This window comes from Streptomyces sp. BRA346 (genome assembly GCF_052851135.1).
This window is the reverse complement of record NZ_JAIWIH010000002.1, coordinates 37,346-57,650: the sequence shown is the minus strand read 5'-3', so window position 1 is coordinate 57,650 and position 20,305 is coordinate 37,346. Positions and strand designations below refer to the sequence as shown.

The following is a 20,305-nucleotide window of genomic DNA, read 5'->3' as shown; positions in this document are numbered from 1 at the left end:
GAATGGCCGATTCGGAACCCGTGCGATCGAGCAATCCGGGACCTTCGGCCGTCACTCCCTCCCCTGTCTGCCCGTGCGGCGCTCCCTGAACACCCGCTCGCATCACCCCGCGTTGAGCAACCGTCCCATCCGCAAACGCGGTACGAGGCGTGTCCGCACGAAACCGCCCGCCGAGGGCCACATCGGGGTGGCCTCGGCGGGCGGTCGGGTCGGTGGGGTCGGGCGGGTTCGTGGGGTCGGTCGGGCGATCGGGCGGCCCGTCAGATGCGGCCGCCCGTCATCCGCGTGACGGGACCGTGGCCGCTGCGCTCCGCAGCGCGGCCCACGGCGTAGGACGCCGCGCTGAGGGCGGTGACCCCGGCCGCGGCACCGGCCGCGATGAGCTTGCGGTGCTTCAGGGCGGTCCAGGCGGTCGAGGCGGCAGACGTCACCTGCCCGGCCGCCGAGGTCATGTCCTTCAGTGTGCTGGTCACGGCGGTGCCGGCCGACTCGGCCGCCTTCCCCGCCGTGGCCCCCACCGAGGTCACGGCGTTGCCGACGGCGCTGCCCGCACCGGCCGCGGCGCGTGCCGCGCCGGTCCCGGCGGACTTGGCGGCATCGGCGGTCGACTGGCCTGCGGACTCCGCCTTCGCCGCCGTCTTCCCCGCCGCCTTCGCGGAGGTCTCCTTGGCCTTGGCGGCTGTCGCCTTGGTGGCCTTGGTCGCCCGGTCGGTCGATTCGTTGTTCGCTCGTGCGTTAGCCATGCTGCACGAATTGCCCGATCCGGCCGATGCAAACAAGGCATGGAGATTCCGGTGAGGTCCCGTGGCCGTCGCGCGGCCCTTTCGAGGCCAGTTCCATTCGTTCGAGTGAACGGCGATCGGTTGCCGCCGTCCGTGCGCCCCGCCGAACCGATAGTGAGCCGGCGGCCGGACACACAGCTCCGGTCACCGACCGGAAGGGGACACGGTTCATGGGCACAGAGGCCACCAAGCGGGTCGCGCTCGTCTTCTCGCTGCTCGACGCCGATGGCAACGGCGTCCTGGAAGCCGATGACTTCGAGCTGATGGCGGGCCGCGTCGTCGAGGCGGCGCCCGACGCGGACGAGGCGGCGAAGGACGCGATGCGCACGGCGTTCCGCCGGTACTGGACGACGCTGCGCAGGGAAGCGGACGCCAACGGGGACGGCGAGATCACCTTCGAGGAGTACGCCGCCTGCGTGCTCTCGCCCGAGCGTTTCGACGCGACGGTCGACGCGTTCGCCGAGGCGCTGGCCGCGCTCGGGGACCCGGGCGGCGACGGGACCGTGGAACGCCCCGCGTTCGTGGCGCTGATGACCGCCATCGGCTTCGAACGCGTCAACATCGACGCCCTCTTCGACGCCTTCGGCCCCTCGGACGCGGACCGGATCCAGGTGGCGACCTGGGTGGACGGGATCAAGGACTACTACGCTCCGGGCAAGGCCGGAATCCCCGGCGATCACCTGGTCGCGGGCACGGCGGTCTGACCACGGACGACGGCGGCCGGGCGGGCATGGCGCACCGGGGAGGGCACGCCCGGGAGGGGGGTCGTATGACGGAGGCGACGCGCGAGAGCACCGGCGTGGCAGGAGGCGTCGGGCGGACCGCTCTCCTGGTCGCCGCGGCGCGGGCGATCGAAACCCACCGGCCCGACGCGCTCGCGCGGGACCCGTACGCGGAGCACTTCGTGCGCGCCGCGGGGCGGGCGTTCGCGCACTGGCCGGTGCGGCCTCAGCAGGTGCCGGGCGGAGACGCCGATCCCCTCTGGGGGCGGCTGGGACGCTACTTCGGTCTGCGGACCCGGGTCCTCGACGACTTCCTCCTGGCCCGGGCGCACGCGGGCACCCGCCAGGTGGTCCTGCTCGGGGCGGGGCTCGACTCGCGGGCGTACCGGCTCGACTGGCCGCCCGGCTGCACGGTGTTCGAGGTCGACGTGGGGCCGGTCCTCGCGTTCAAGCACGGGGTGCTCGACGGACTGCGCGCCGCGCCCCGGGCGGAGCGCGTCACGATCGCCGCGGATCTGCGGCACGACTGGGCCGGGGCGCTCACCGCCGCGCGCTTCGATCCGGCCCGGCCGACCGCCTGGCTGGCGGAGGGGCTCCTGCTCTATCTGCCCTCCGCCGCCGAACAGCTGCTCATGGAAACGGTGACCGGGCTGAGCGCGGCGGGGAGCGCCCTCGCGTACGAGGTGAAGCTCGGCACGGAGTCGGCGGCGGTCCGCGACAGCCCCGTCTACGCCGCGGCCCGGCTCCGGATCGGTGTCGACCTGCTCGCCCTGTTCGACGGCGAGCCACGGCCCGACACCGCCGGAGACCTGGCCGCACGGGGCTGGTCCACGACGGTCCGCACCCCGTTCGACTTCACGAGCCGTTACGGACGCGGCCCGCGCCCGGAGCCGCACGACGCCCTGGCCGCCAACCGGTGGGTGTTCGCGCGCGCTCCGGACCCGTGGCACGCTCCGGACCGGTGACGGCTCAGACCGCGGTGCGTTCCACCGGAATCCACAGCTCCGCGTCCGCCTCCGCCCCGTCCTGCGACACCTGAGTGCGCAGGATCTCGGGCCCCGGCCTGCTCTGGTACGGATTGGACGGGAACCACTGCGTGAACACGTCGCGCCACAGGTACTGGAGCGCCTGCGGGAACGATCCGGAGGTCTCGAACACGGCCCACGTCCCCGCCGGGACGGTGAGCGTGTCCAGGTCCTCGGGCCCGGTCGACCGGCTCACCACGCCGTGGTAGTAGTCGAGTTCGGTCCCCTCCGCCCGGCTCGGGTCGATCTTGTCGCTGACCCCGACGATCCCCTCCGGCTCCTGATCGGACAGGGCGCTGACGCGCCGCATCGTCTCCTTGTCGATGCCGCGGATGAAGTCGGCGATGGCCGGGTTCATCCCCTCGTGGACGAGCGGAACCGTGGCCTTCTTGCCGACCACGTGGAACTGCTCCCTCTCCACGACCCGGTATCGCATGGCGCTCCTCCCTTCGACGATGAGGCGGAAGGACATCCGTGGCTGGGAGTTCAGCGCGGCGCCACTGCGCCGCGCCTCGCCCGGCCCCACCCCGTGCTGGGTGCGGAACGCTCGCGCGAACGCCTCCCCCGACCCGTAGCCGTAGCGCACCGCGATCTCCAGCAGCATCCGCTCCCCGGCCAGCACTTCGGCCCCCGCGACGGTGAGCCGTCTGCGCCGGATGTACTCCGACAGCGACAGCCCCGCCAGCGCGGAGAACATCCGGCGGAAGTGGTATTCCGACGTCATCGCGATCCGTGCCAGCTCGGTCACCTCGATCCGCTGAGCGAGATGCGACTCGATGTGGTCCAGGGCCTCGTTCAGCCGCTCCAGCACCTCGGTCTCCTTCCCTGACGACCTTCACGTTAGGAAGATCGCACCCTGCCCGACCCGACATCCTGTGCCCGGTCCGATCGGGTCGGCCCGCCCCCGCCCCCGCCGCGGACGAGGGCGATCAGCGAGGGGCCGCCCCGGAAACACCACAGGGCGATGACGGGGTCGCAGATGGCGCAGCCGAGGGAGGAGTCATGGGCGAAGGGGATGATCGGGGTGCCCTTGACGTGGTGCACGATGTCCCAGCCGGTGTGCATCAGCCATGCGATGCCGATGAACGTCCAGGACTCCAGCCCGCGGTAGGCGACGTAGGTGATGGCGGCGGTGGCGACGAACTCCCAGCCGCCCATGCCACCGCCGCTGAGGTAGGCCGCTCCTGCGCCCGCCACCATGATGGCGTTGAAACGGCGTCGGTGCGGTTCGCGGATCAGCGACATCAGCAGGGCGTAGACGACGCCGACCAGGATGGCCATGAGGGAGGGGATCATGACGGGATGGCCTTCTCGGGGTGCGGAGGGACGGTCCCGGCGCGGCTGAGGTGCCGCAGCGCGAGGAGGCCGCCGATGCCGGGGATGACGGCGGTGGCCCTGGTGGTGTTCGTGGCCTGGCGGAGGCGCCAGGTGGCGCCGATGACGAACAGGTAGGCACAGCCGTGGGTGGGGCCCGTCAGGGAGGAGATGGGCTTCAGGTGGGCGCTGGCGAGGTTGGCCAGCAGGATGACCAGCGAGATGAGTTCGGCGCGTGCCGCGATGCGCAGGGAACGCAGGTGCACGGTCATGCTCCCGTGGTGGAGCCGGGGCGGATGATCATCAGGATCGTGACCGTGGCCCACAGCAGATTGAACACGCCGGTGAGCATGGCGAGGCGGGCCGGGGCACGGGTGGCCGTGGCGCCGGGTGCCCGGGCCGCGGTGAGGGCCCCGTCCTGGGCGGGCAGGATCAGCAGGACCAGGATGGCGGCGGCCGCGGCGGTCAGGACGATCGAGGTGATCAGCCATGCGCTGCCGAGGACGCCGAGGCTGCTGGCGGTGGCGAATCCGAAGAGGGGTACGGCGATCCCGATGGCGGCGTAGACGCGGCAGATGCGGTGCAGCATCCGCAGGGTGGTGAGCGCCTCGCGGTCCTGCGGGTCGCCGTGGGCGCGGCGCAGGGCGGGCGGGAACATGCTGGCGGCGACGGTGACGGGGCCGATGGCGATCACGGCGGCCAGGACGTGGAGGGAGAGGAAGAGTTTCGTCATGGTCGGGGTGGCCGATCGGGGTCAGAAGCCGACGGGCGCCAGGCCCTGGGCGCGCCACACGACGCCCGTGCGCTCATGGGCGAACAGCTCTTCCACGGCGTGGGCGATCCGCGGGCCCCTCGCGCGCTCCAGCAGATACAGGCCCAGGTCGAGACCGGAGGTGACACCGGCACCCGTGACGAGGTCGCCGTCGTCGACGACGCGGGCGCGCACCGCGTGGGCGCCACTGGCGTCGAGCGCGTCCAGACCCTGGTGGTGGGTGGTGGCCTGGCGCCCTGCCAGCTGACCGGCCATGGCCAGGATGACCGACCCGCCGCACACCGTGGCGACCGGGGCCCGCTCGGGGTCGAGGGCGCCCGTGGCCCGCAGGGTCAGGCTCCCGGCACCGCTGGGCACTTCGCGCGGCCCCTCGGCGGAGACCAGTGCCACGCTCACCGCGCCCGCCGAGGCGACGCCACCGGCGTACAGCACCTCGTAGGGGGCGATGACATCGAGCGGGTCGAAACCGTCGAGCAGGACTACCTGGACGTGCATGGAGGGCTCTCTTTCCGAGGCGGGAGGTCCGGTCCGTGCCGGGAACGCCACCGAACGTAATCGGCTGTCGCCTCCCCTCCCAGTGGCATGAGTGCCACCTTTCAACGGGATAGTGCCAACACCGAGGGGAGCGCCCCTGACGTGCGGTGACGTCGAAAACCGTGTGCTCCGGGCCGCTCCGGGCCGTCCCGCGAGGGGGTATCTTCCGGCCATGCACACCATCGCCGTTCTCGCCCTGGACCAGGTGATCCCGTTCGACCTGTCCACGCCGATCGAGGTCTTCACCCGCACCCGTCTGCCGGACGGGCGCCCCGGCTACCAGATCCGGGTGTGCGCCGAGCGCCGGGAGATCGACACCGGCACCTTCGCCCTGCGCGCGCCCCGGGGCCTCGACGGTCTCGAAGGGGCGGACACGATCATCGTGCCCGGCACCGCCGACCCCGCAGCCCCGCTCGCGCCGGAGGTCCGCGACGCCCTGCGGGCGGCGGCCGCGAACGGCACGCGGATCGCCTCCATCTGTTCGGGCACCTTCATCCTGGCCGCCGCCGGGCTGCTCGACGGGCTGCGGGCCACCACCCACTGGATCGCGGCCGGTCTGCTGGCCACCGCCTACCCGGACATCGAGGTGGACCCGGACGTCCTGTACGTCGACAACGGCCAGGTCCTCACCTCCGCGGGCGCCGCCGCGGGCCTGGACCTGTGCCTGCACATGATCCGCCGCGACTACGGCTCGGCCGTCGCCGCCCACGCGGCCCGGCTGTCCGTCATGCCGCTCGAACGCGAAGGCGGGCAGGCGCAGTTCATCGTCCACGACTACGCGCCCACCCCGCAGGGCTCCGTCCTCGAACCCCTGCTGACCTGGCTCCAGGACAACCTGGGCCGCGATCTCACGCTCGCCGACATCGCCGCCCACGCCGGGACCAGCACCCGCACCCTGATACGCCGCTTCCGCGAGCAGACCGGCACCACCCCGCTCCAGTGGCTGCACCGCGCCCGGATCCGCCAGGCCCAGCACCTGCTGGAGACCACGCCCCACTCCGTCGAACGCATCGGCGCCCAGGTCGGGTTCGGCTCCCCCACCGCCTTCCGTGACCGCTTCAAGCGCACCACCGGCGTCAGCCCGCACACCTACCGCCGCACCTTCAGCTGACACCGGCACCGCGCCCGGCCCAACTCCGCCCGCCCGCCGCGGCCTTGCCGGCCCGCGGACAGTGTGGCGGGGATCACAGCACAAGGCCGTGCAGCTCGGGCAACTGCGCTTATGACCGTTGCGGCCGACAGGTACCGTTTGGCCATGGATGTTTCCGGAACGAGCACCGCCGACGAGAACTCCGGGCCGCAGACGGCGATCAAGGCCGCCGCACGCCAACTCCTGGTGAAACAGGGAGCCGGAGGACTGTCACCGGAGGCCGTCGCCCGCGGCGGCGGGCTTGCCGTCACCGAGGTGGAGGCCGTCTTCCCGCATCGGGACGACCTGCTGACCGCCCTGGTCATCGACGCCTACAACGCCTCCGGCGCCGCCATGGAACAGGCCGATCACGCCGCCGCGGAGGCCGGAGGGTCGGCGGGGGCGCGGCTCCTCGCCGTCACCCGCGCGCTGCGGCAGTGGTCGTTCGCCAACCCGGCCGAGTTCACGCTGATCTACGGCTCGCCCGTTCCGGGCTACCACGCCCCGCAGGACACGGTCCCGCCCGCCTCGCGCACCCCCGCGGTGCTGGCCGGGATCGTGCGTACGGCGCTGGAGGCCGGTGAACTCACCCCGCCCCGGCGGGCGGTGCCCGGGCCCCCGCTGCTTCTGCCGGAGGCCGTGGCGCTGTTCGGCGGCGCGCCCGAGGGTCCGTTCTCGGATGTCATCGAGCGCGGCATCGTGCTGTGGAGCAGTCTGATCGGGCTCCTGGTGTTCCAGGTCTTCAGCCGCACCCACGACAGCGTCCGGGACGAGGCCGCGTTCTTCGACTACGCCGTCGCCGTGGCGGCCGAGGGGATCGGCCTCGTCGTCCCCCTGGACGGCACCGCTGAGACCGCTGGCTGACATACCTCACCGACACCGTTCGCCGCGTGCGCGGCACTGGCAGGGAATCGGGCCGTGACCACCACCAAGACCCTCTGCTTCGCCATCGCGGCACTCTCGTCGTATGCCGCGCTCATCTACCGGCTGTGCCAGGTCAGGCGCAGCTGGCGGGACAACGCCTACCGGGCACTGGTCATCACACTGCTGCTCCAGTGCGTCACCTTCACGATGGGTGTCGTCGCCATGGGGGGCGACCGCTTCCTCGGCGTCGGCAACCTCGCCATCCTGCTGATGCACCTGTCGGCGGTCGCCGTCTGCGTGACCGCGCAGATCATCCTGTTGCACTGGTCGACCGCCGATGAGGAGGCGATACGGAAGACCCGCTACTGGCTGGTCACCGGCATCGCCGTCACCGCGCTGCTGATCGCCCTGTTCTTCATCGCCGACGGCCCGGGCCGTCCGGCGTCGGACTTCAACACCGGCAGCGGCCAGCCGCTGATCCTCACCTACCTCCTGGTCTTCATCACCTCCCAGGCGGTGCCGTGCGTGACCATCTTCCGGCAGTGCCGGCCCTACGCCCGGATGACCGACAAGGCGTCGCTACGGCAGGCGCTGCGGCTGCTGTCCGTCGCCGCGGTGGTGCTCTTCCTCTACTGCACGGCCAGGACGGTCAACATCCTCACCGCCGCGGCCGGGATCGACATCGGCGCCTGGACGGTCCTCGCGTCCCTGTTCAGCGCGGCGGGCATCGCCATCCTCTCGGTCAGCCTGACCATCTCCTCGTGGGGCGACTCGGCCGCCAAGTTGCTCAACTGGGCGCACAGTTACCGCTCGTACCGGGCCCTGTACCCGCTCTGGCGGGATCTGTACGAGTCCTCCCCGGACATCGTGCTGGACCCGCCCGGTGCCGCGGTCTCCGATGCCTCGGACCTCAACTACCGCCTCCACCGGCGGGTCATCGAAATCCGGGACGGCTGGCGGGACTTGCGCCCCTACATCGACCGCACCGCCGACGGCGGCGCCGCGGATACCGGTGCGAGCGAGGAGTTCCGGCAGGCGTTCGCCGAAGCGGCGCAGATCCGGCAGGCCCTGCACGCGAAGCGCACCGGCACCCTCCCCGATGACACCGAGGACGCGGGCGACTTCCACGACCGCGACACGGACAACTTCACCGCCGAGGTCGCCTGGCTCACCAAGGTGGCGTCCGCCTACCGCAAGCTCGACAGCGCGAGGTGAGAGCTCCCGCCCGGACTGCCCCCGTAGCCAGACCGGGCGGGATTTCCCCCGTTCCCCCGTTGTGCTCCCCCGTTTCCCCCGTGATTCCCCCGTACTTTCCCCCGTGGTTCCCCCGTTTTTCCTCGTCCGGCCGGGCGGGTGTCCCCGCCCGGCCGGACCTGGCCCTCCCCCGTGTGGGCCAGGCCGACAGACCGTCCATCAACTCGACTACCCCCGCAAGCGGAGTTAGCTGACAGCTATCGGCGAGGTCCAACGTTGGCGGAGTCGGCGCAGATTGTCAACTGACCGCTAATCTGCGAAACTGACGATTAGCCGAGGGCAAAGATCCGAGGAGGTGAGGGGAGGAGATCGCATGTCCGAGACCGACGACCGGCCCATGCTGGCGGTGCGCCTGGACAACCTCTTCAAGACGGTTCGTCCCAAGGGCAAGCACTGGACCAACGCCGAAGTGGCGGAGGAGCTGAAGCGGGCCAACCCCGAGCTGAAGGTCGGGGGTGTGTATCTGTCGCAGTTGCGGACGGGGAAGCGCTCCAATCCCTCACCTGACCTCCTGGCCGCCCTGGCGCGTTTCTTCGGCGTCTCGGTGGCCTACTTCTTCGACGACAAGGTCGCCGAGTCGGTGCTCAGCGAGGTCGCCGCCATCGAGGCGCTGCGCCAGGCGGGCGTCCGGGCCGTGGCGATGCGGGCGGCCGGGATGAAGAAGGAGAACCTCCAGGCCATCACGACCATCATGGATCAGTACCGGCAGATGCAGGGCCTTCCGCCCGTCACCGATGCCTCGGACTCCGACTCCGGGGGCGCCGACACCACGGACCCCGGGTGAGGGGCCTCAGGTCCGGGCGGTCGGCCGACCAGGACCGCCGCAGCCGGCTCAAGAGGCTCCGGAAGGCCGGTGCGCAGCGGATCGCCGACCTCGATCTGCCGGAGGTGGCCGATGTGGCCGAACTCTGCCGCTACCTCGGCGAGATCCGCGAACGTCCGATCACGCTGGTCCCGATGCCGATCCCCACGTCGCACCCGTGTGGCATGTGGGTCGCCGCACGCGACGAGGACCTCATCTTCTTCGACGCCAACACGACCAGCGCGCATCAGGAGCACATCATCTTGCACGAGCTGGGCCACATCATCTGCTGCCATCGCGGGGCGGGTTGGCTGGATGAGGCGAGCGCCCGCCTCCTCTTCCCCAACCTCGACCCCGACATCGTGCGTGACATGCTCCTGCGCGCCACCTATGACGACGTCCAGGAACAGGAAGCGGAGATCATCGCCTATCTGCTCTCCCAGCGGCTGGGCGGCGGCGCGGAAGCGCACGGCACGCCGCCCGCCGAGGAAGCCGCCGACGGCGCCGCGTCAGGACGGGACGCCACGCTCAGCCGGATAGAACGCACGCTGATCTGACATGAGTCACTCAGCCACCGGCGGACGCCACCTCCTCGGCCAGGATCGCCACGGCCCGGCGGATGTCGTCCTCCCGGTGTTCGCTGGTGACGAAGAACCGCAGCCGGGCCAGCCCCTCCTCCACCGCGGGGTGGAAGATCGGGTCGGCGATGACGCCCCGTTCGTACAACCGGTCCGCGACCCGCAGCGTCCTCGCCGAGTCACCGATGACACACGGCACGATCGGGGTGTCGGCGCTGGAGCCCGTCGGCAGACCGGCCGCGGTGGCGAGGCCGAGGAACAGCTCCGCGTTCCGCCGCAGGGCGCCCACCCGGTGCGGTTCCGCGACGATCAGCTCGGTGGCCGCCAGCGCCGCGGCCGCGTTGGCCGGGGTCAGGCCGACGCTGTAGACGAAGCCGGGCAGCGTGTGCCGCAGCCACCGCACCATCCGGGCCGAGCCGCCGAGGTAGCCGCCGCAGCTGGCGAAGGCCTTGGAGAGGGTGCCCATCCACAGATCCACGCCGGAGCGGTCGACGCCGAAGAACTCGCCGACGCCGCGGCCGCCGTCGCCCACGGTGCCGATGCTGTGCGCCTCGTCGACCATCAGCAGGGCACCGTAGCGCCGCTTCAGCTCGATCACGGCGGGCAGGTCGACGAGGTCGCCGTCCATGCTGTACGCGCCCTCCACGGCGATCAGGACCCGTCGGAACCTGGAGCGGTTGACCCGCAGCAGGTGTTCCAGCCGGTCGGTGTCGTTGTGGGCGAACGGGCGTCTGGCCGCCCCGGACAAGGCGCAGCCCTGAAGGATGCTGTCGTGGGCGAGAGCGTCGTGGAGCACCAGGTCGCCCGGCCCGATGAGGTGTCCTATCGCGGTGACATTGGTGGCATGGCCGCTCACCAGCGCCAGGCAGTCCCCGACGCCGAGGAAGTCGGCGAGCGCCCGTTCCAGCGTGACGGTCAGCTCCCGTTCGCCGGAGAGCGGCCGGCTCGCGGAGACCGAGGTCCCATAGCGGTCCACCGCCCGGTGCACGGCCTCGTTGACCGCCGGATGGCCGGAGAGCCCCAGGTAGTTGTAGCTGCCGAAGGACAGATACGCCCGGTCGCCGATCCGGGTCGTGTCGCGGATGGTGCCCTGATGGACCCGGAAGTACGGGAAATCCGCACCGCTGCCCTTGATCTCGTCCAGGCGCTCCTCGAACTGCCGCACCTCCGGGAACGCGTCGACGGTCGCGGTCGCCGTGCTCCACTCCGCCGGTGCCTCCCGGGGCACCGGTGTTTCCCGGGGCTGGGGCGCACCGGGCGCGGGATCCTCCGTGAGGTGGGGACCGGTCAGCGCGATGAGCTGCGCGACGGTGAGTTCGGGCGAGAAGATCTCATCGGTGCGGAAGCCGGGTATTCGCTTGCCGATGTTGGTTTCCAGCTCCTGCAACATCAGGGAGTCGAAGCCGAGATCGGCCACCAGCGCCATCCGCTCGTGCAGATCGGACAGCGGGTAGACGCCGGTCCGCGACAGCTCTTCGAGCACGATGGACGCGGCGGACGCGGTGGCGGCGGGCCGCTCCTCCCCCAGGTCCGCGAGGGAGGTGTCCGCGCGGTCGCGGGCCGTCTCGTCCACCACCCAGTGGTGGCGCGGGGCGAGCGGACTCGGCGGCAGGGTGCACGGAGGGATGCGCTGCCCCTCGGGGCGAAGCCCCGCGCCGGTGACCGCGCGCTCCGCGAGCCGGGCCAGCGCGGCGGCCGTGCGTGGCTCACCGGACGGCGACCCGGATGCCGGCCCGGGCCGGGGCACCGCGGGCTGCGGCAGCTCACCGGGTGGCACGGTGCCGACCACCTGCCCCGGCCCGATGGTGCCGGTGCGGCCCGCGGCCACGGCGTCGGCCGCCGCGGTCAGCCGGGTGGCGGCGTCGGCGGCGTCCTCCGCCACCAGGGCGAGGCGTTCCGCGAACGGGGTCCGGCGGGCCAGGGTGTCGGCCACCTCGTCCAGCGGCGGCCCGTCCCCGGCGATGGTGTGCGCCAGTTCGCGGGCGTAACGGGCCAGCCCTTCCCGGTCGCGGGCGCTGAGCACCAGCAGCTGCGGCCCCTCGTCGGGTGCCGGGCGGGCCGGTGCCGTGGTGCACTCCTCCACCACCAGGTGGACACCGGTGCCGCCGAAGCCGAAGGCGCTCACCCCCGCCCGGCGCGGCTGCCCGGACTCCGGCCAGGGGGTGGGCGCGGTCGGGATGGTCAGCCGGGCGGCGTCGAGCCCGGAGCGGTCGGCCAGGTCGAACGCGGGCTGCGGCGGTATCACGCCCCGCTGCACGGCGAGGACGGACTTGATGAGCCCGGCGATGCCAGCGGCGTTGAGCGCGTGCCCGACGACCGCCTTCACCGCGCCGAGGAAGGCGGGGGCGCCCCGCTCCCCGCGCAGTTCGCCCAGCACCCCGATCTCGACCGGATCGCCGACCGTGGTCCCGGTGCCGTGCGCTTCGAGATAGCCCACCGCGTCCGGGGGCAGGTCCGCGTCGCGGTAGGCCCGGCGCAGCGCCCGGAGCTGCCCGGCCGCCTGTGGGTGCATTCCGCCCTTCACGGTCCCGTCGTTGGCCGTTCCGACGCCGCGGACCACCGCGTAGACCCGGTCGCCCGCGGCCAGCGCGTCGGCCAGGGGCCGCAGCACCAGGACCCCGGCGCCCTCCCCCAGGACGAAGCCGTCGGCCTCCGCGCCGAACGGCAGGCATCTGCCGCTGCGCGAGATGGCGCCGATCCGGCACAGCCCGACCAACAGGTCGGGGGTGAGGAGGAGTTGGGCGCCACCGGCGAGGGCGATGCGGCACCGTCCCGCGCGCAGCGCGAACACCGCGTTGGCCACGGCCATGAGTCCGCCGGAGCACGCCGCGTCCAGCGCGTAGCTCTCGCCGTGCAGATCGAAGATGGAACTGACCGTGTTCGGCCCCATGTTGAGCAGCAGCCCGGCCACCGAGGTGCCCTGGAGCCCACTGACCGCGCGGACCGTCTCCGGCCACTGCGGATCGGTCGCCCGCGCCCCGAACTCGCCGCCGGTCAGCTGACGCATCCGCAGGTGCATGGTGCTGATCTCGCGGTAGCCGCTCTCGGTGAGCGCCGTGATCACCGAGGTCTCCTCGCGGTCGAAGCCCTCGGCCTCCCATCCCGCGTCCTGGAGTGCCTCTCGGGCGAGGTCGATCAGCAGCCGGGCCTGCGGATCCATGGATTTGGCCCGCCGCGGCGGGATGCCGTAGTGCACGGCGTCGAAGTGGCCGACGTCCGGCAGCAGGGCCATGGTGTCCGTATAGGCGGCGGACGAGTCGCGGATGTTGTCGCTCAGGAAGGCGGCGCTGCGCCACCGCGAGTCCGGGACGGTGGCGAACTGCGCCTTCGGGGCGGTGAGGAGCCGCCAGTACTGGTTGACGTTCCGCGCCCCGGGAAACCGGCAGGCCATCCCCACGATCGCGATGTCATCGCGGCGTGCCCCGGCTAACCCCACGGGGGAGTCTGTCGCTGTCACCCGCGTCCCCCCGTACCGTCCAGGCGCTCGCGCCACCAGTCCACCGTCGCCTTGATCTGCTCGTCGACGGGGGTGGCGCGCACCGCGAACTCGGCTTCGTACGCGCTCGCATCGACCACGAACGGCCGGTCGAACTGATAGCGGATCTCCCGCAGCGCACGGATCAGCGGGGAGAAGACCGACGCGGCGCCCAGCACGGCCGGCGGCAGCCCACGCACCGCGACCGGTCCCGTTCCCGCCTCGGCGGCCAGGCGGTCGACCATCTCCCGGGTGGACAGCGCGGGCCCGGTCGGAACGTGCCAGGCCCGTCCCCACGCCCGCTCCTCGCCCGCCACCTCGACCAGGGCCCTGGCCACATCGGGGAGGTAGGTCCAGCTGTGCGGGGCGTCCGGGTCCCCGATCGTGGAGACCGGCTTGCCGCGCAGCAGGCGCGGCATGACCCGCCCGGCCAGGTGTCCGCCGTCGGTCACGCCGGGCCCGAAGAAGTCCGACGCCCGCACCTCGACCGCCTTGATACGGCCCTGCTCGTGCAGGTTCCGCGCCCGCTCCCACCCCGCCGCGCGCACCCGCCCCTTGGGGCCGGTCGCCGCGAGCGGCAGCTTCTCGGTCAGGGGGCCGTCCACCGGTCCGTAGCCGTAGAGGTTGCCCAGCATGACCAGCACGGCCCCGGTCGCCTCGGCGGCCGCGCAGGCCGACGAGATCAGCGGGGGCCATTCGCTCGGCCAGCGGTGGTAGGGCGGTGCGGCACAACTGTGGATCGCGGCGGCTCCCCGCGCCGCCGCGATCAGTTCCTTGCTGTTGGTCGCGTCCAGCGCGACGTGCTCGATGCCGGGTTCCGCGCCGCGGCCCGACCTGGTGACGACCCGTACGGTATGCCCCTGTTCGGCCAGCAGCCGGGCAGTTGCCGCCCCGGCGGGCCCGTATCCCATGACGACTTGTAAGCTCACGCGCGCACATTAGCGCGTGCGTGCGGTGCTCTTGTACTGGAGAGTCAGAAGCGTGCTGACACCCTCGGCACCCCTCGGCACCGCTCGGTACCTCAGCAGACGCCGTCGCCGGGCTTCGGATTCCCGAGCCCGAAGAGCGGCCGCAGCGTGAGCCCGGCCCAGGTGCCGAGGAGAGCGAAGGCACCCCAGAGCCAGCCGTGCAGGCTGCCGGAGGCGATGCCCGCGAGGTACGCGCCGATGTTGCAGCCGCCCGCCAGCCGGGCGCCGATGCCCATCAGCACCCCGCCGAGCACCGCCGCGACGCCCGTCCGCCAGGGCACGCCGCGCGGTGTTGCGCACCGATCGGACCGCCCTGCGCCAGGCCGCAGCCAGCGATGCCCGGCACCGGCGCGGCGACGTCCGGCGAACTTCCGTGCGGAGAAGCCGACGTCGGGTGGTCGGCGGTGGGCGGGCAGACCAACCAGCCCTATGTATCGGACCGGAATCCGTGCGGCTCCTCCTCCGGATCGGGCGCCGCGCTCGCCGCGTCGCTGGCGCAGGTGGCGAGAGGACGGCGCGCTCCTCACGCTGGGGGCCGCGGTGGAGCGGCGGCTCCACGCCTGGCGGGCACCGCGCTACCTGCCCTCGGTCACGCCTCAGGGGGTGTCAGGTCTCGTAGGCGCGGATGGCGGCGACCTTCTCCGCCGAGGGGGAGGTTTCGTCGAAGCGCTGGGCGAGCCAGTCGTCGGTGAGCGCGCGGGCGAGTTCGAGCCCTATGACGCGCTGGCCGAAGCAGAGCACTTGGGCGTTGTTGCTGAGGACGGAGCGGCGCACGGAGTAGCTGTCGTGGGCGGTGACCGCGCGGATGCCGGGGACCTTGTTGGCGCTGATGGCCACGCCGAGGCCGGTGCCGCACACCAGGAGGGCGCGGTCGGCGGTGCCGTCGGCGACGCGGCGGGCCGCCTCGACCGCGACGTGCGGGTAGGCGGTGTGCTCGTCGCTGCCCACGCCGACGTCGATGACCTCGGCGACCCGGGGGTCGTCCAGCAGGTCCTGCTTGAGGGCTTCCTTGTAGCCGTATCCGGCGTCGTCACAGCCGACGACGATCCGGAACGGAGTCGCGGTGGTCATACGGCATCGCTTCCTGTCGTCGTGGGAGGGGTGGCGACCGCGGTCAGCACCGCGGCGAGTGAGGTGGCTCCGGGGTCGGGGGTGCCCACGCTGCGGTCGGCGAGCGGGCGGGCGCGGCCGAGGCGGGGGCGCAGGGTGGCGGTGTGTTCGGCGGCCGTACGGGCTTCGGCCGCGGCGGCCGCGTACGCCTCGGCCACCGGGGCCCCGGCGCGCAGTTGTCCGGCGAAGGCGGTGGCGAACGGGGCGAGGGCGTCGACCAGGGTCTTGTCGCCCACCTCGGCCCCGCCGAGCGAGGTGACGGCGGTGAGCGCCTCCGTGGCGGCGGACGCCAGCTCCTCGCGTCCGGGCACCCGGTCCGCAGGGAGGACGGCGCCGAGGGCGCGCAGCGCCGCGCCCCACAGGGCGCCCGAGGTGCCCCCGGCCTCGGCCGCCCAGGCGTCGCCCGCGGCGGTGAGCAGCGCTGCGGGGGCGAGCCGTTCGGCGTGCGCCTTCTCGGCGGCGGCGAGTGCCGCGTCGACGCCCTTGCACATGCCGCGTCCGTGGTCGCCGTCGCCCGCGACCGCGTCCAGCCGCCCCAGCGCCTCCGCGTCCCGGTGCAGCACGTCGCGGGCGGCGCGCAGGGCGTGGACGGCCACCTCCGCGACCTCGACGGCCGCGCCGGACGCGGTGGCGGCGGACCGGTCCCGGCGGCGCGGGGCCGCGGCGGGCCGTACGGCGGGGTCGTCGGCTGCGGTCTCCGCCGGGGGTTCGGGCAGGGCGCCGCGGCGGAAGGCCGGGGTGTCGGCGGGGGCGCGCCACAGCCGGTCCAGCTCGTCGTCCAGCCAGGTCAGGGTCAGGGAGCAGCCCGCCATGTCGAGGCTGGTGACGAGTTCGCCGACCTCGGGGCGTACGGGGGTGAGCCCGGCGTCGTCCAGCAGCCGGGCCACGGCGCCCCACAGCACGTACAGCTCCTCGTACTTGGTGGCGCCGAGACCATTGAGGACGACGGCGACGCGCCCGCCGTCGCCCGCGTCGGCGGGCCGGTCGGCCAGCAGCCCGGTCACCAGGGCGCGGGCCAGCTCCTCCGCCGTGCCCAGGGCATCCTCGCTCACGCCCGGTTCGCCGTGGATGCCGAGGCCGAGCCCGAGACGTCCCTCGGGGACGGTGAACAGGGGTGCCTCGCCGCCCGGAAGGGTGCAGCCGTCGAAGGCCACGCCGAGGGTGCGGGTACGGGCGTTGGTGTGCTCGGCGACGCGGATGACGTCCTCCAGCGGGGCGCCCTCCTCGGCCGCCGCCGACGCGGTCTTGAAGACGACGAAGCCGCCCGCGATGCCCCGGCGCCGCGCCGTCTGGTCGGCGGGCGCCGAGGCGATGTCGTCGGTGACGGCGAAGCAGCGGGCGGGTATGCCGTCGCCCGTGAGCTGCCGTGCCGCGAGGCCGAAGTTCATCACGTCACCGGCGTAGTTGCCGAAGAGGAAGAGGACTCCGCCGCCCGCCTCCGCCGCCTCGGCGACCGAGCGGGCGCGGGCGGCCGACGGGGAGGTGAACACGTCGCCGATGACGGAGCCGTCGGCGAATCCGGGGCCGACGACGCCGCAGAAGGCGGGGTAGTGGCCGGAGCCGCCGCCGGTGAGGACCGCCACCTTCCCCGCGGGGGTGGGGCGGGCGCGCACCACCCCGCCGGGCACGGCCCGCACGTGCTCGGGGTGGGCGGCGGCGAACCCGGTGATCATGTCGTCGGTGAACCGGGCGGGGTCGTTGAAGAGCCTGGTCATCGTGTGCTCCAGCCGTCGCGTGCGGCATCGAGGGCGAGGCGGTAGTCCGCGTAGCCCTCGGCGTAGTGGTCGATCAGCCCGGCTTCAGCGGGCACGGTGCGGCGCGGGGCGCGCCAGGCGGCGGCATCGACGGGCGTGCCCAGGGAGTGCCAGGCGGTCTGGGCGGCGCCGCGGATGCCCACGGCGTCGTCGCAGACGTCCAGGTCGCGGCCGAGGACTCCGGCGAAGATGCGCGCCCATTCCCCGGAGCGCGCGCCGCCGCCGCACGCGGTGATGGAGCCGCAGACGCCGAGGGTGTCCATGCAGTGCCGGGCCGAGTACGCAACGGCCTCGCACAGGGCCCGCACCAGGTCGGCGCGCCCGGCCAGCGGGGAGAGTCCGTCGAAGCGGCCGCGGGCCCGCGCGTCGACGAAGGGGGCGCGCTCGCCGCTGGCGGACAGGAACGGCAATGCGGTGACGCCGGAGGCGCCGGGCGGGGACTGGACGAGCAGCGCGTCCAGCGCCTCGATCTTCACGTCGAGCAGCTTCAGCAGCCAGTCCAGGCCCGCGGTGCCGATCATGGCGGGCATGACGCGCAGGAACCGGCCCTCGTACGGGGTGGCCAGGACCATTCCGGCCGGTTCGTCGGCGGCGGCCGGGCGCGGCTCGCTGTCGAGGATCTGGGCGGCGAGGGTGGTGCCGATGATGAGGTTGCCCTCGCCGGGTTCGGCGACCCCCGAGCCGAAGGCGCAGGCGGGGATGTCGAACGGGCCGGCGGAGACCGGCAGTCCGGCGGGCAGGCCGAGCCGCCGGGCGGCGTCGGGCAGCAGCCGGTGCAGGGTGCCGGGCGGGGCCGGGTCCGGCAGCAGCCGTCGGTGGTCGGACAGTCCGCACAGGTCGAGGGCGGTCTCGTCGTACGTACGGGTGGCGACGTCGAGGAACGGCTGCGAGGCGTCGGAGGCGTCGACGGTCACGGCGCCGGTCAGCCGCTGGACGACGGCGTCCACGCAGTACCCGGCGACGTGGGCCGCCTCCAGCCGCTCCGGCTCGTGTTCGGCGAGATGGGCCAGCAGGGGCGCGGCGGAGCCGGGGAACAGGCCGACGCCGGTGCGCTCGTGCAGGGCGCGCAGGGTGCCGTCGGCGGTCCACCGGTCGAGCCGGTCCGCGGCCCGGCCGTCCATCCAGGACAGCGCGCGGCCGACGGGGGCGCCGGTGGCGTCGCGCAGCCACAGGCCGTCGCCCTGCCCGGTGAGGGCGAGGGCCTCGACGAGTTCGCCGCCCATCTCGGCGGCGTCGGCGAGGGCCGCCCGTACGACGGTCTCCACGGTGCCCACGACGTTGTCCAGGTCCTGCTCGACGCGCTGTCCGGGCAGGGTGTAGACGGTGCTGCGGGCCTCGTGGGCGGGGGTGGTGCGGCCGTCGCGGGAGATCAGCTGGGCCTTGGTGACCGACGTACCGATGTCGACTCCGACGATCATGATCGGCCTCCGGTCAGCACCTCCGGGTTGGCGACGTGCCGCAGCGGGTCGCCGCGCAGGAAACGGGCGGCCTCGGCGGCGGTGATCATGGCGGCCCGGTCGGCGGTCTGCCGGGTGGCGCCCGCCAGATGCGGTGTGGTGATGACGTTGGGCGCGCGGTGCAGCGGCCAGTCGGCCGGGGGCGGTTCGACGTCGTAGACATCGAGGGCGAGTGCGCCGAGGCGGCCGGACTCCAGCAGGCCGGGCAGCGGGGCGTAGTCGAGCAGATCGCCGCGGGCCGAGTTGACGAGGACGGCGCCCTCGGGCAGCAGGGCGAGGTTGTCGGCGTTGAGCAGATGCCGCGTCTCGGGGGTGACCCGGGCGTGCAGGCTCACCACCGAGCTGCGCCGCAACAGGTCGTCCAGGGTGGTCAGTTCGACGCCGTCGGCCTGTGCCCGGGCCTTGTCCGCGTACGGGTCGGACACGAGGACGTGGGCGCCGAAGGCGCGCAGCACGCGGGCGACGATCGCGCCGATGGCCCCGTAGCCGACGAGGCCGACGGTGGCGCCGTCGAGTTCCAGGCCGGCGTTCTCGTAGGCGTAGTAGTCGCCGCGCCACACGCCGTCCTTGAGGGCGGCGTCGGCGAAGGTGATGCGGCGCAGGGCGGCGAGGATCAGGCCGACGGCGAATTCGGCGGCCGCGGCGGCGTTGCGCCCGGGGGTGAACGTGACGGGGATCCCGGCGGCGGTGGCGGCGGCCACGTCCACGTTGACGGGGCCGCCGCGGGCCACGCCGATGAACTTCAGCCCGGGCGCCTCGCGGATGACGCGGGCGGTGAAGGGGGCCATCTGGGTGAGGGCGACGCTCGCGTCACCGAGCGCCTCCAGCACCTGGTCCTCGGTGCCGCTGGCCTCCTTGACGCCGCCGCTTCCGTGGGCGTCGGCGCCGACCGGGCCGAAGGGTTCGTTCGGCCAGCGGGTGCGCAGCGTGCGGAAGGTCAGCCCGGCGGAGGGCAGGGCCTCGCCGAGGGCGGCGGAGAAGAGGTCGGGGGCGATGAAGTCGTCGCCTGCCACCAGGACCGTGGTCATGCCGGTCACTCCCCTCGCGCGTCGAGCTTGCCGAGCAGGAAGTCGCGTACGGCGCCATGGTCCGGGGAGCGGAAGGCGGCGGCCGCGAGGGCGTCATCGGCGGGTGGGTACTGCGGATTGGGGATGGCCACGACGGTCATCCCGGCGGCCGCGGCGGCGCGCAGTCCGTTGCTGGAGTCCTCGACCGCGAGACAGCGCTCCGGGGCCACGCCGAGTGCGCTCGCGGCGGCGAGGTAGACGTCCGGGCTCGGCTTTCCGCGCGGCACCTCGGCGCTGGAGACGGTCGCCTTGAAGTGGTGGTCGACGCCGTGGTGGACGAGGACGGCGTCGATGACCCGGCGCGGCGCGGACGAGGCGAGCGCGACGGGCCCGCGCTCGGCTGTGGCGGTGATCATCTCGCGGGCCCCGGGCAGCAGCTCGATGCGCCCGTCGGCCAGCGCCTGGACCATGCCGTCGACGACGGTCCGTTCGGTGGTTTCCGCGGGCTCGCCCGCCCCGCAGAACCGGGTGAGGTAGGCCGCCCACTCGGGGGCGCTCATCCCCTGCACGTCACGGGTCTGGTCCGGGCCCCAGGAACGGCCGTGTCCCGCGGCGTACGCGGTCCACAGCTCCTCCCACAGATGCTCGCTCTCCACCAGGACGCCGTCCATGTCGAAGACCACTGCGTCGGCCATGCGTACCCCTGATCCCCTGGCTGATGATTGCGTCGTTGCGTCCCAGCGAAATTAACAGTCTCC

The 20,305-nt window shown here is 73.2% G+C and carries 20 protein-coding genes and 2 pseudogenes; 8 read left to right on the top strand and 14 right to left on the bottom strand.

Annotated features, from left to right (window positions below; all coding sequences use genetic code 11):
- Positions 1–260 precede the first annotated feature (260 nt).
- Positions 261–743, bottom strand: a complete 483-nt coding sequence (locus LCH29_RS02030) for a hypothetical protein (protein WP_446459927.1) — start codon at positions 741–743, stop codon at positions 261–263.
- A gap of 209 nt (positions 744–952) precedes the next feature.
- On the opposite strand from LCH29_RS02030, the gene LCH29_RS02025 reads away from it, so the two are divergent.
- Both LCH29_RS02025 and LCH29_RS02020 read left to right on the top strand, forming a co-directional pair.
- Positions 953–1,486 (top strand): EF-hand domain-containing protein, encoded by a 534-nt coding sequence (locus LCH29_RS02025; protein WP_446459926.1) that lies wholly within the window; start codon positions 953–955, stop codon positions 1,484–1,486.
- Between the two features lie 65 nt (positions 1,487–1,551).
- Positions 1,552–2,469, top strand: coding sequence for a class I SAM-dependent methyltransferase (locus tag LCH29_RS02020; protein ID WP_446459925.1), 918 nt, complete (start codon positions 1,552–1,554; stop codon positions 2,467–2,469).
- A 4-nt stretch (positions 2,470–2,473) separates the two neighbouring features.
- Here the strand turns inward: LCH29_RS02020 and LCH29_RS02015 are convergent, their stop codons facing one another.
- From LCH29_RS02015 to LCH29_RS01995, 5 genes are read right to left on the bottom strand one after another with little or no spacing between them, the layout of a single operon-like run.
- Positions 2,474–3,340 carry an AraC family transcriptional regulator gene (locus tag LCH29_RS02015; RefSeq protein WP_446459924.1) on the bottom strand — a complete coding sequence of 289 codons (867 nt, stop codon included), beginning with the start codon at positions 3,338–3,340 and terminating at the stop codon, positions 2,474–2,476.
- A gap of 29 nt (positions 3,341–3,369) precedes the next feature.
- Positions 3,370–3,825 carry a DUF6010 family protein gene (locus LCH29_RS02010; RefSeq protein WP_446459923.1) on the bottom strand — a complete coding sequence of 152 codons (456 nt, stop codon included), beginning with the start codon at positions 3,823–3,825 and terminating at the stop codon, positions 3,370–3,372.
- The gene (locus tag LCH29_RS02005; protein WP_446459922.1) at positions 3,822–4,115 is read right to left on the bottom strand and encodes a hypothetical protein; all 294 of its coding nucleotides are present in this window, start codon (positions 4,113–4,115) and stop codon (positions 3,822–3,824) included. The genes LCH29_RS02010 and LCH29_RS02005 overlap by 4 nt, the downstream gene beginning before the upstream one ends.
- Positions 4,112–4,576: a hypothetical protein gene (locus LCH29_RS02000; protein WP_446459921.1), complete on the bottom strand. Its 465-nt coding sequence runs from the start codon at positions 4,574–4,576 to the stop codon at positions 4,112–4,114. Before LCH29_RS02000 ends, LCH29_RS02005 begins: the two co-directional genes overlap by 4 nt.
- Before the next feature lie 21 nt (positions 4,577–4,597).
- On the bottom strand, positions 4,598–5,110 hold the full coding sequence (locus tag LCH29_RS01995; protein WP_446459920.1) for a DJ-1/PfpI family protein: 513 nt from the start codon (positions 5,108–5,110) through the stop codon (positions 4,598–4,600).
- Positions 5,111–5,321: 211 nt separating this feature from the next.
- On the opposite strand from LCH29_RS01995, the gene LCH29_RS01990 reads away from it, so the two are divergent.
- From LCH29_RS01990 to LCH29_RS01970, 5 genes are all read left to right on the top strand, one after another.
- Positions 5,322–6,260 (top strand): GlxA family transcriptional regulator, encoded by a 939-nt coding sequence (locus tag LCH29_RS01990; protein WP_446459919.1) that lies wholly within the window; start codon positions 5,322–5,324, stop codon positions 6,258–6,260.
- Positions 6,261–6,404: 144 nt separating this feature from the next.
- Positions 6,405–7,142 (top strand): TetR/AcrR family transcriptional regulator, encoded by a 738-nt coding sequence (locus tag LCH29_RS01985; RefSeq protein WP_446459918.1) that lies wholly within the window; start codon positions 6,405–6,407, stop codon positions 7,140–7,142.
- A gap of 54 nt (positions 7,143–7,196) precedes the next feature.
- Positions 7,197–8,357 carry an MAB_1171c family putative transporter gene (locus LCH29_RS01980; protein WP_446459917.1) on the top strand — a complete coding sequence of 387 codons (1,161 nt, stop codon included), beginning with the start codon at positions 7,197–7,199 and terminating at the stop codon, positions 8,355–8,357.
- A 352-nt stretch (positions 8,358–8,709) separates the two neighbouring features.
- Positions 8,710–9,180, top strand: a complete 471-nt coding sequence (locus tag LCH29_RS01975; protein ID WP_446459916.1) for a helix-turn-helix domain-containing protein — start codon at positions 8,710–8,712, stop codon at positions 9,178–9,180.
- The gene (locus LCH29_RS01970) at positions 9,177–9,755 is read left to right on the top strand and encodes a toxin (protein WP_446459915.1); all 579 of its coding nucleotides are present in this window, start codon (positions 9,177–9,179) and stop codon (positions 9,753–9,755) included. The genes LCH29_RS01975 and LCH29_RS01970 overlap by 4 nt, the downstream gene beginning before the upstream one ends.
- A gap of 10 nt (positions 9,756–9,765) precedes the next feature.
- Here LCH29_RS01970 and LCH29_RS01965 read toward each other — a convergent pair whose 3' ends face one another.
- The 3 genes and pseudogenes from LCH29_RS01965 to LCH29_RS01955 form a co-directional block, all read right to left on the bottom strand.
- On the bottom strand, positions 9,766–13,167 hold the full coding sequence (locus tag LCH29_RS01965; protein ID WP_446460274.1) for an aminotransferase class I/II-fold pyridoxal phosphate-dependent enzyme: 3,402 nt from the start codon (positions 13,165–13,167) through the stop codon (positions 9,766–9,768).
- A 62-nt stretch (positions 13,168–13,229) separates the two neighbouring features.
- Positions 13,230–14,180, bottom strand: a complete 951-nt coding sequence (locus tag LCH29_RS01960) for an NAD-dependent epimerase/dehydratase family protein (RefSeq protein WP_446459914.1) — start codon at positions 14,178–14,180, stop codon at positions 13,230–13,232.
- Positions 14,181–14,272: 92 nt separating this feature from the next.
- A pseudogene (locus tag LCH29_RS01955) lies at positions 14,273–14,515 on the bottom strand (YeeE/YedE thiosulfate transporter family protein); the annotation flags it as partial.
- 17 nt (positions 14,516–14,532) lie between these two features.
- Here LCH29_RS01955 and LCH29_RS01950 point away from each other — a divergent pair.
- Positions 14,533–14,731, top strand: a pseudogene (locus LCH29_RS01950) (amidase family protein); the annotation flags it as partial.
- Positions 14,732–14,825: 94 nt separating this feature from the next.
- Here the strand turns inward: LCH29_RS01950 and LCH29_RS01945 are convergent.
- From LCH29_RS01945 to LCH29_RS01925, 5 genes are read right to left on the bottom strand one after another with little or no spacing between them, the layout of a single operon-like run.
- Positions 14,826–15,290, bottom strand: coding sequence for a ribose-5-phosphate isomerase (locus tag LCH29_RS01945; RefSeq protein ID WP_446459913.1), 465 nt, complete (start codon positions 15,288–15,290; stop codon positions 14,826–14,828).
- On the bottom strand, positions 15,287–17,044 hold the full coding sequence (locus tag LCH29_RS01940) for a dihydroxyacetone kinase family protein (RefSeq protein WP_446459912.1): 1,758 nt from the start codon (positions 17,042–17,044) through the stop codon (positions 15,287–15,289). Before LCH29_RS01940 ends, LCH29_RS01945 begins: the two co-directional genes overlap by 4 nt.
- A complete protein-coding gene (locus LCH29_RS01935; RefSeq protein ID WP_446459911.1) occupies positions 17,041–18,501 on the bottom strand; it encodes an FGGY family carbohydrate kinase in 1,461 nt (486 codons plus the stop codon). The genes LCH29_RS01940 and LCH29_RS01935 overlap by 4 nt, the downstream gene beginning before the upstream one ends.
- A complete protein-coding gene (locus LCH29_RS01930; protein WP_446459910.1) occupies positions 18,498–19,568 on the bottom strand; it encodes a 2-hydroxyacid dehydrogenase in 1,071 nt (356 codons plus the stop codon). Before LCH29_RS01930 ends, LCH29_RS01935 begins: the two co-directional genes overlap by 4 nt.
- Before the next feature lie 5 nt (positions 19,569–19,573).
- The gene (locus LCH29_RS01925; RefSeq protein ID WP_446459909.1) at positions 19,574–20,242 is read right to left on the bottom strand and encodes an HAD family hydrolase; all 669 of its coding nucleotides are present in this window, start codon (positions 20,240–20,242) and stop codon (positions 19,574–19,576) included.
- Positions 20,243–20,305: the final 63 nt, after the last annotated feature.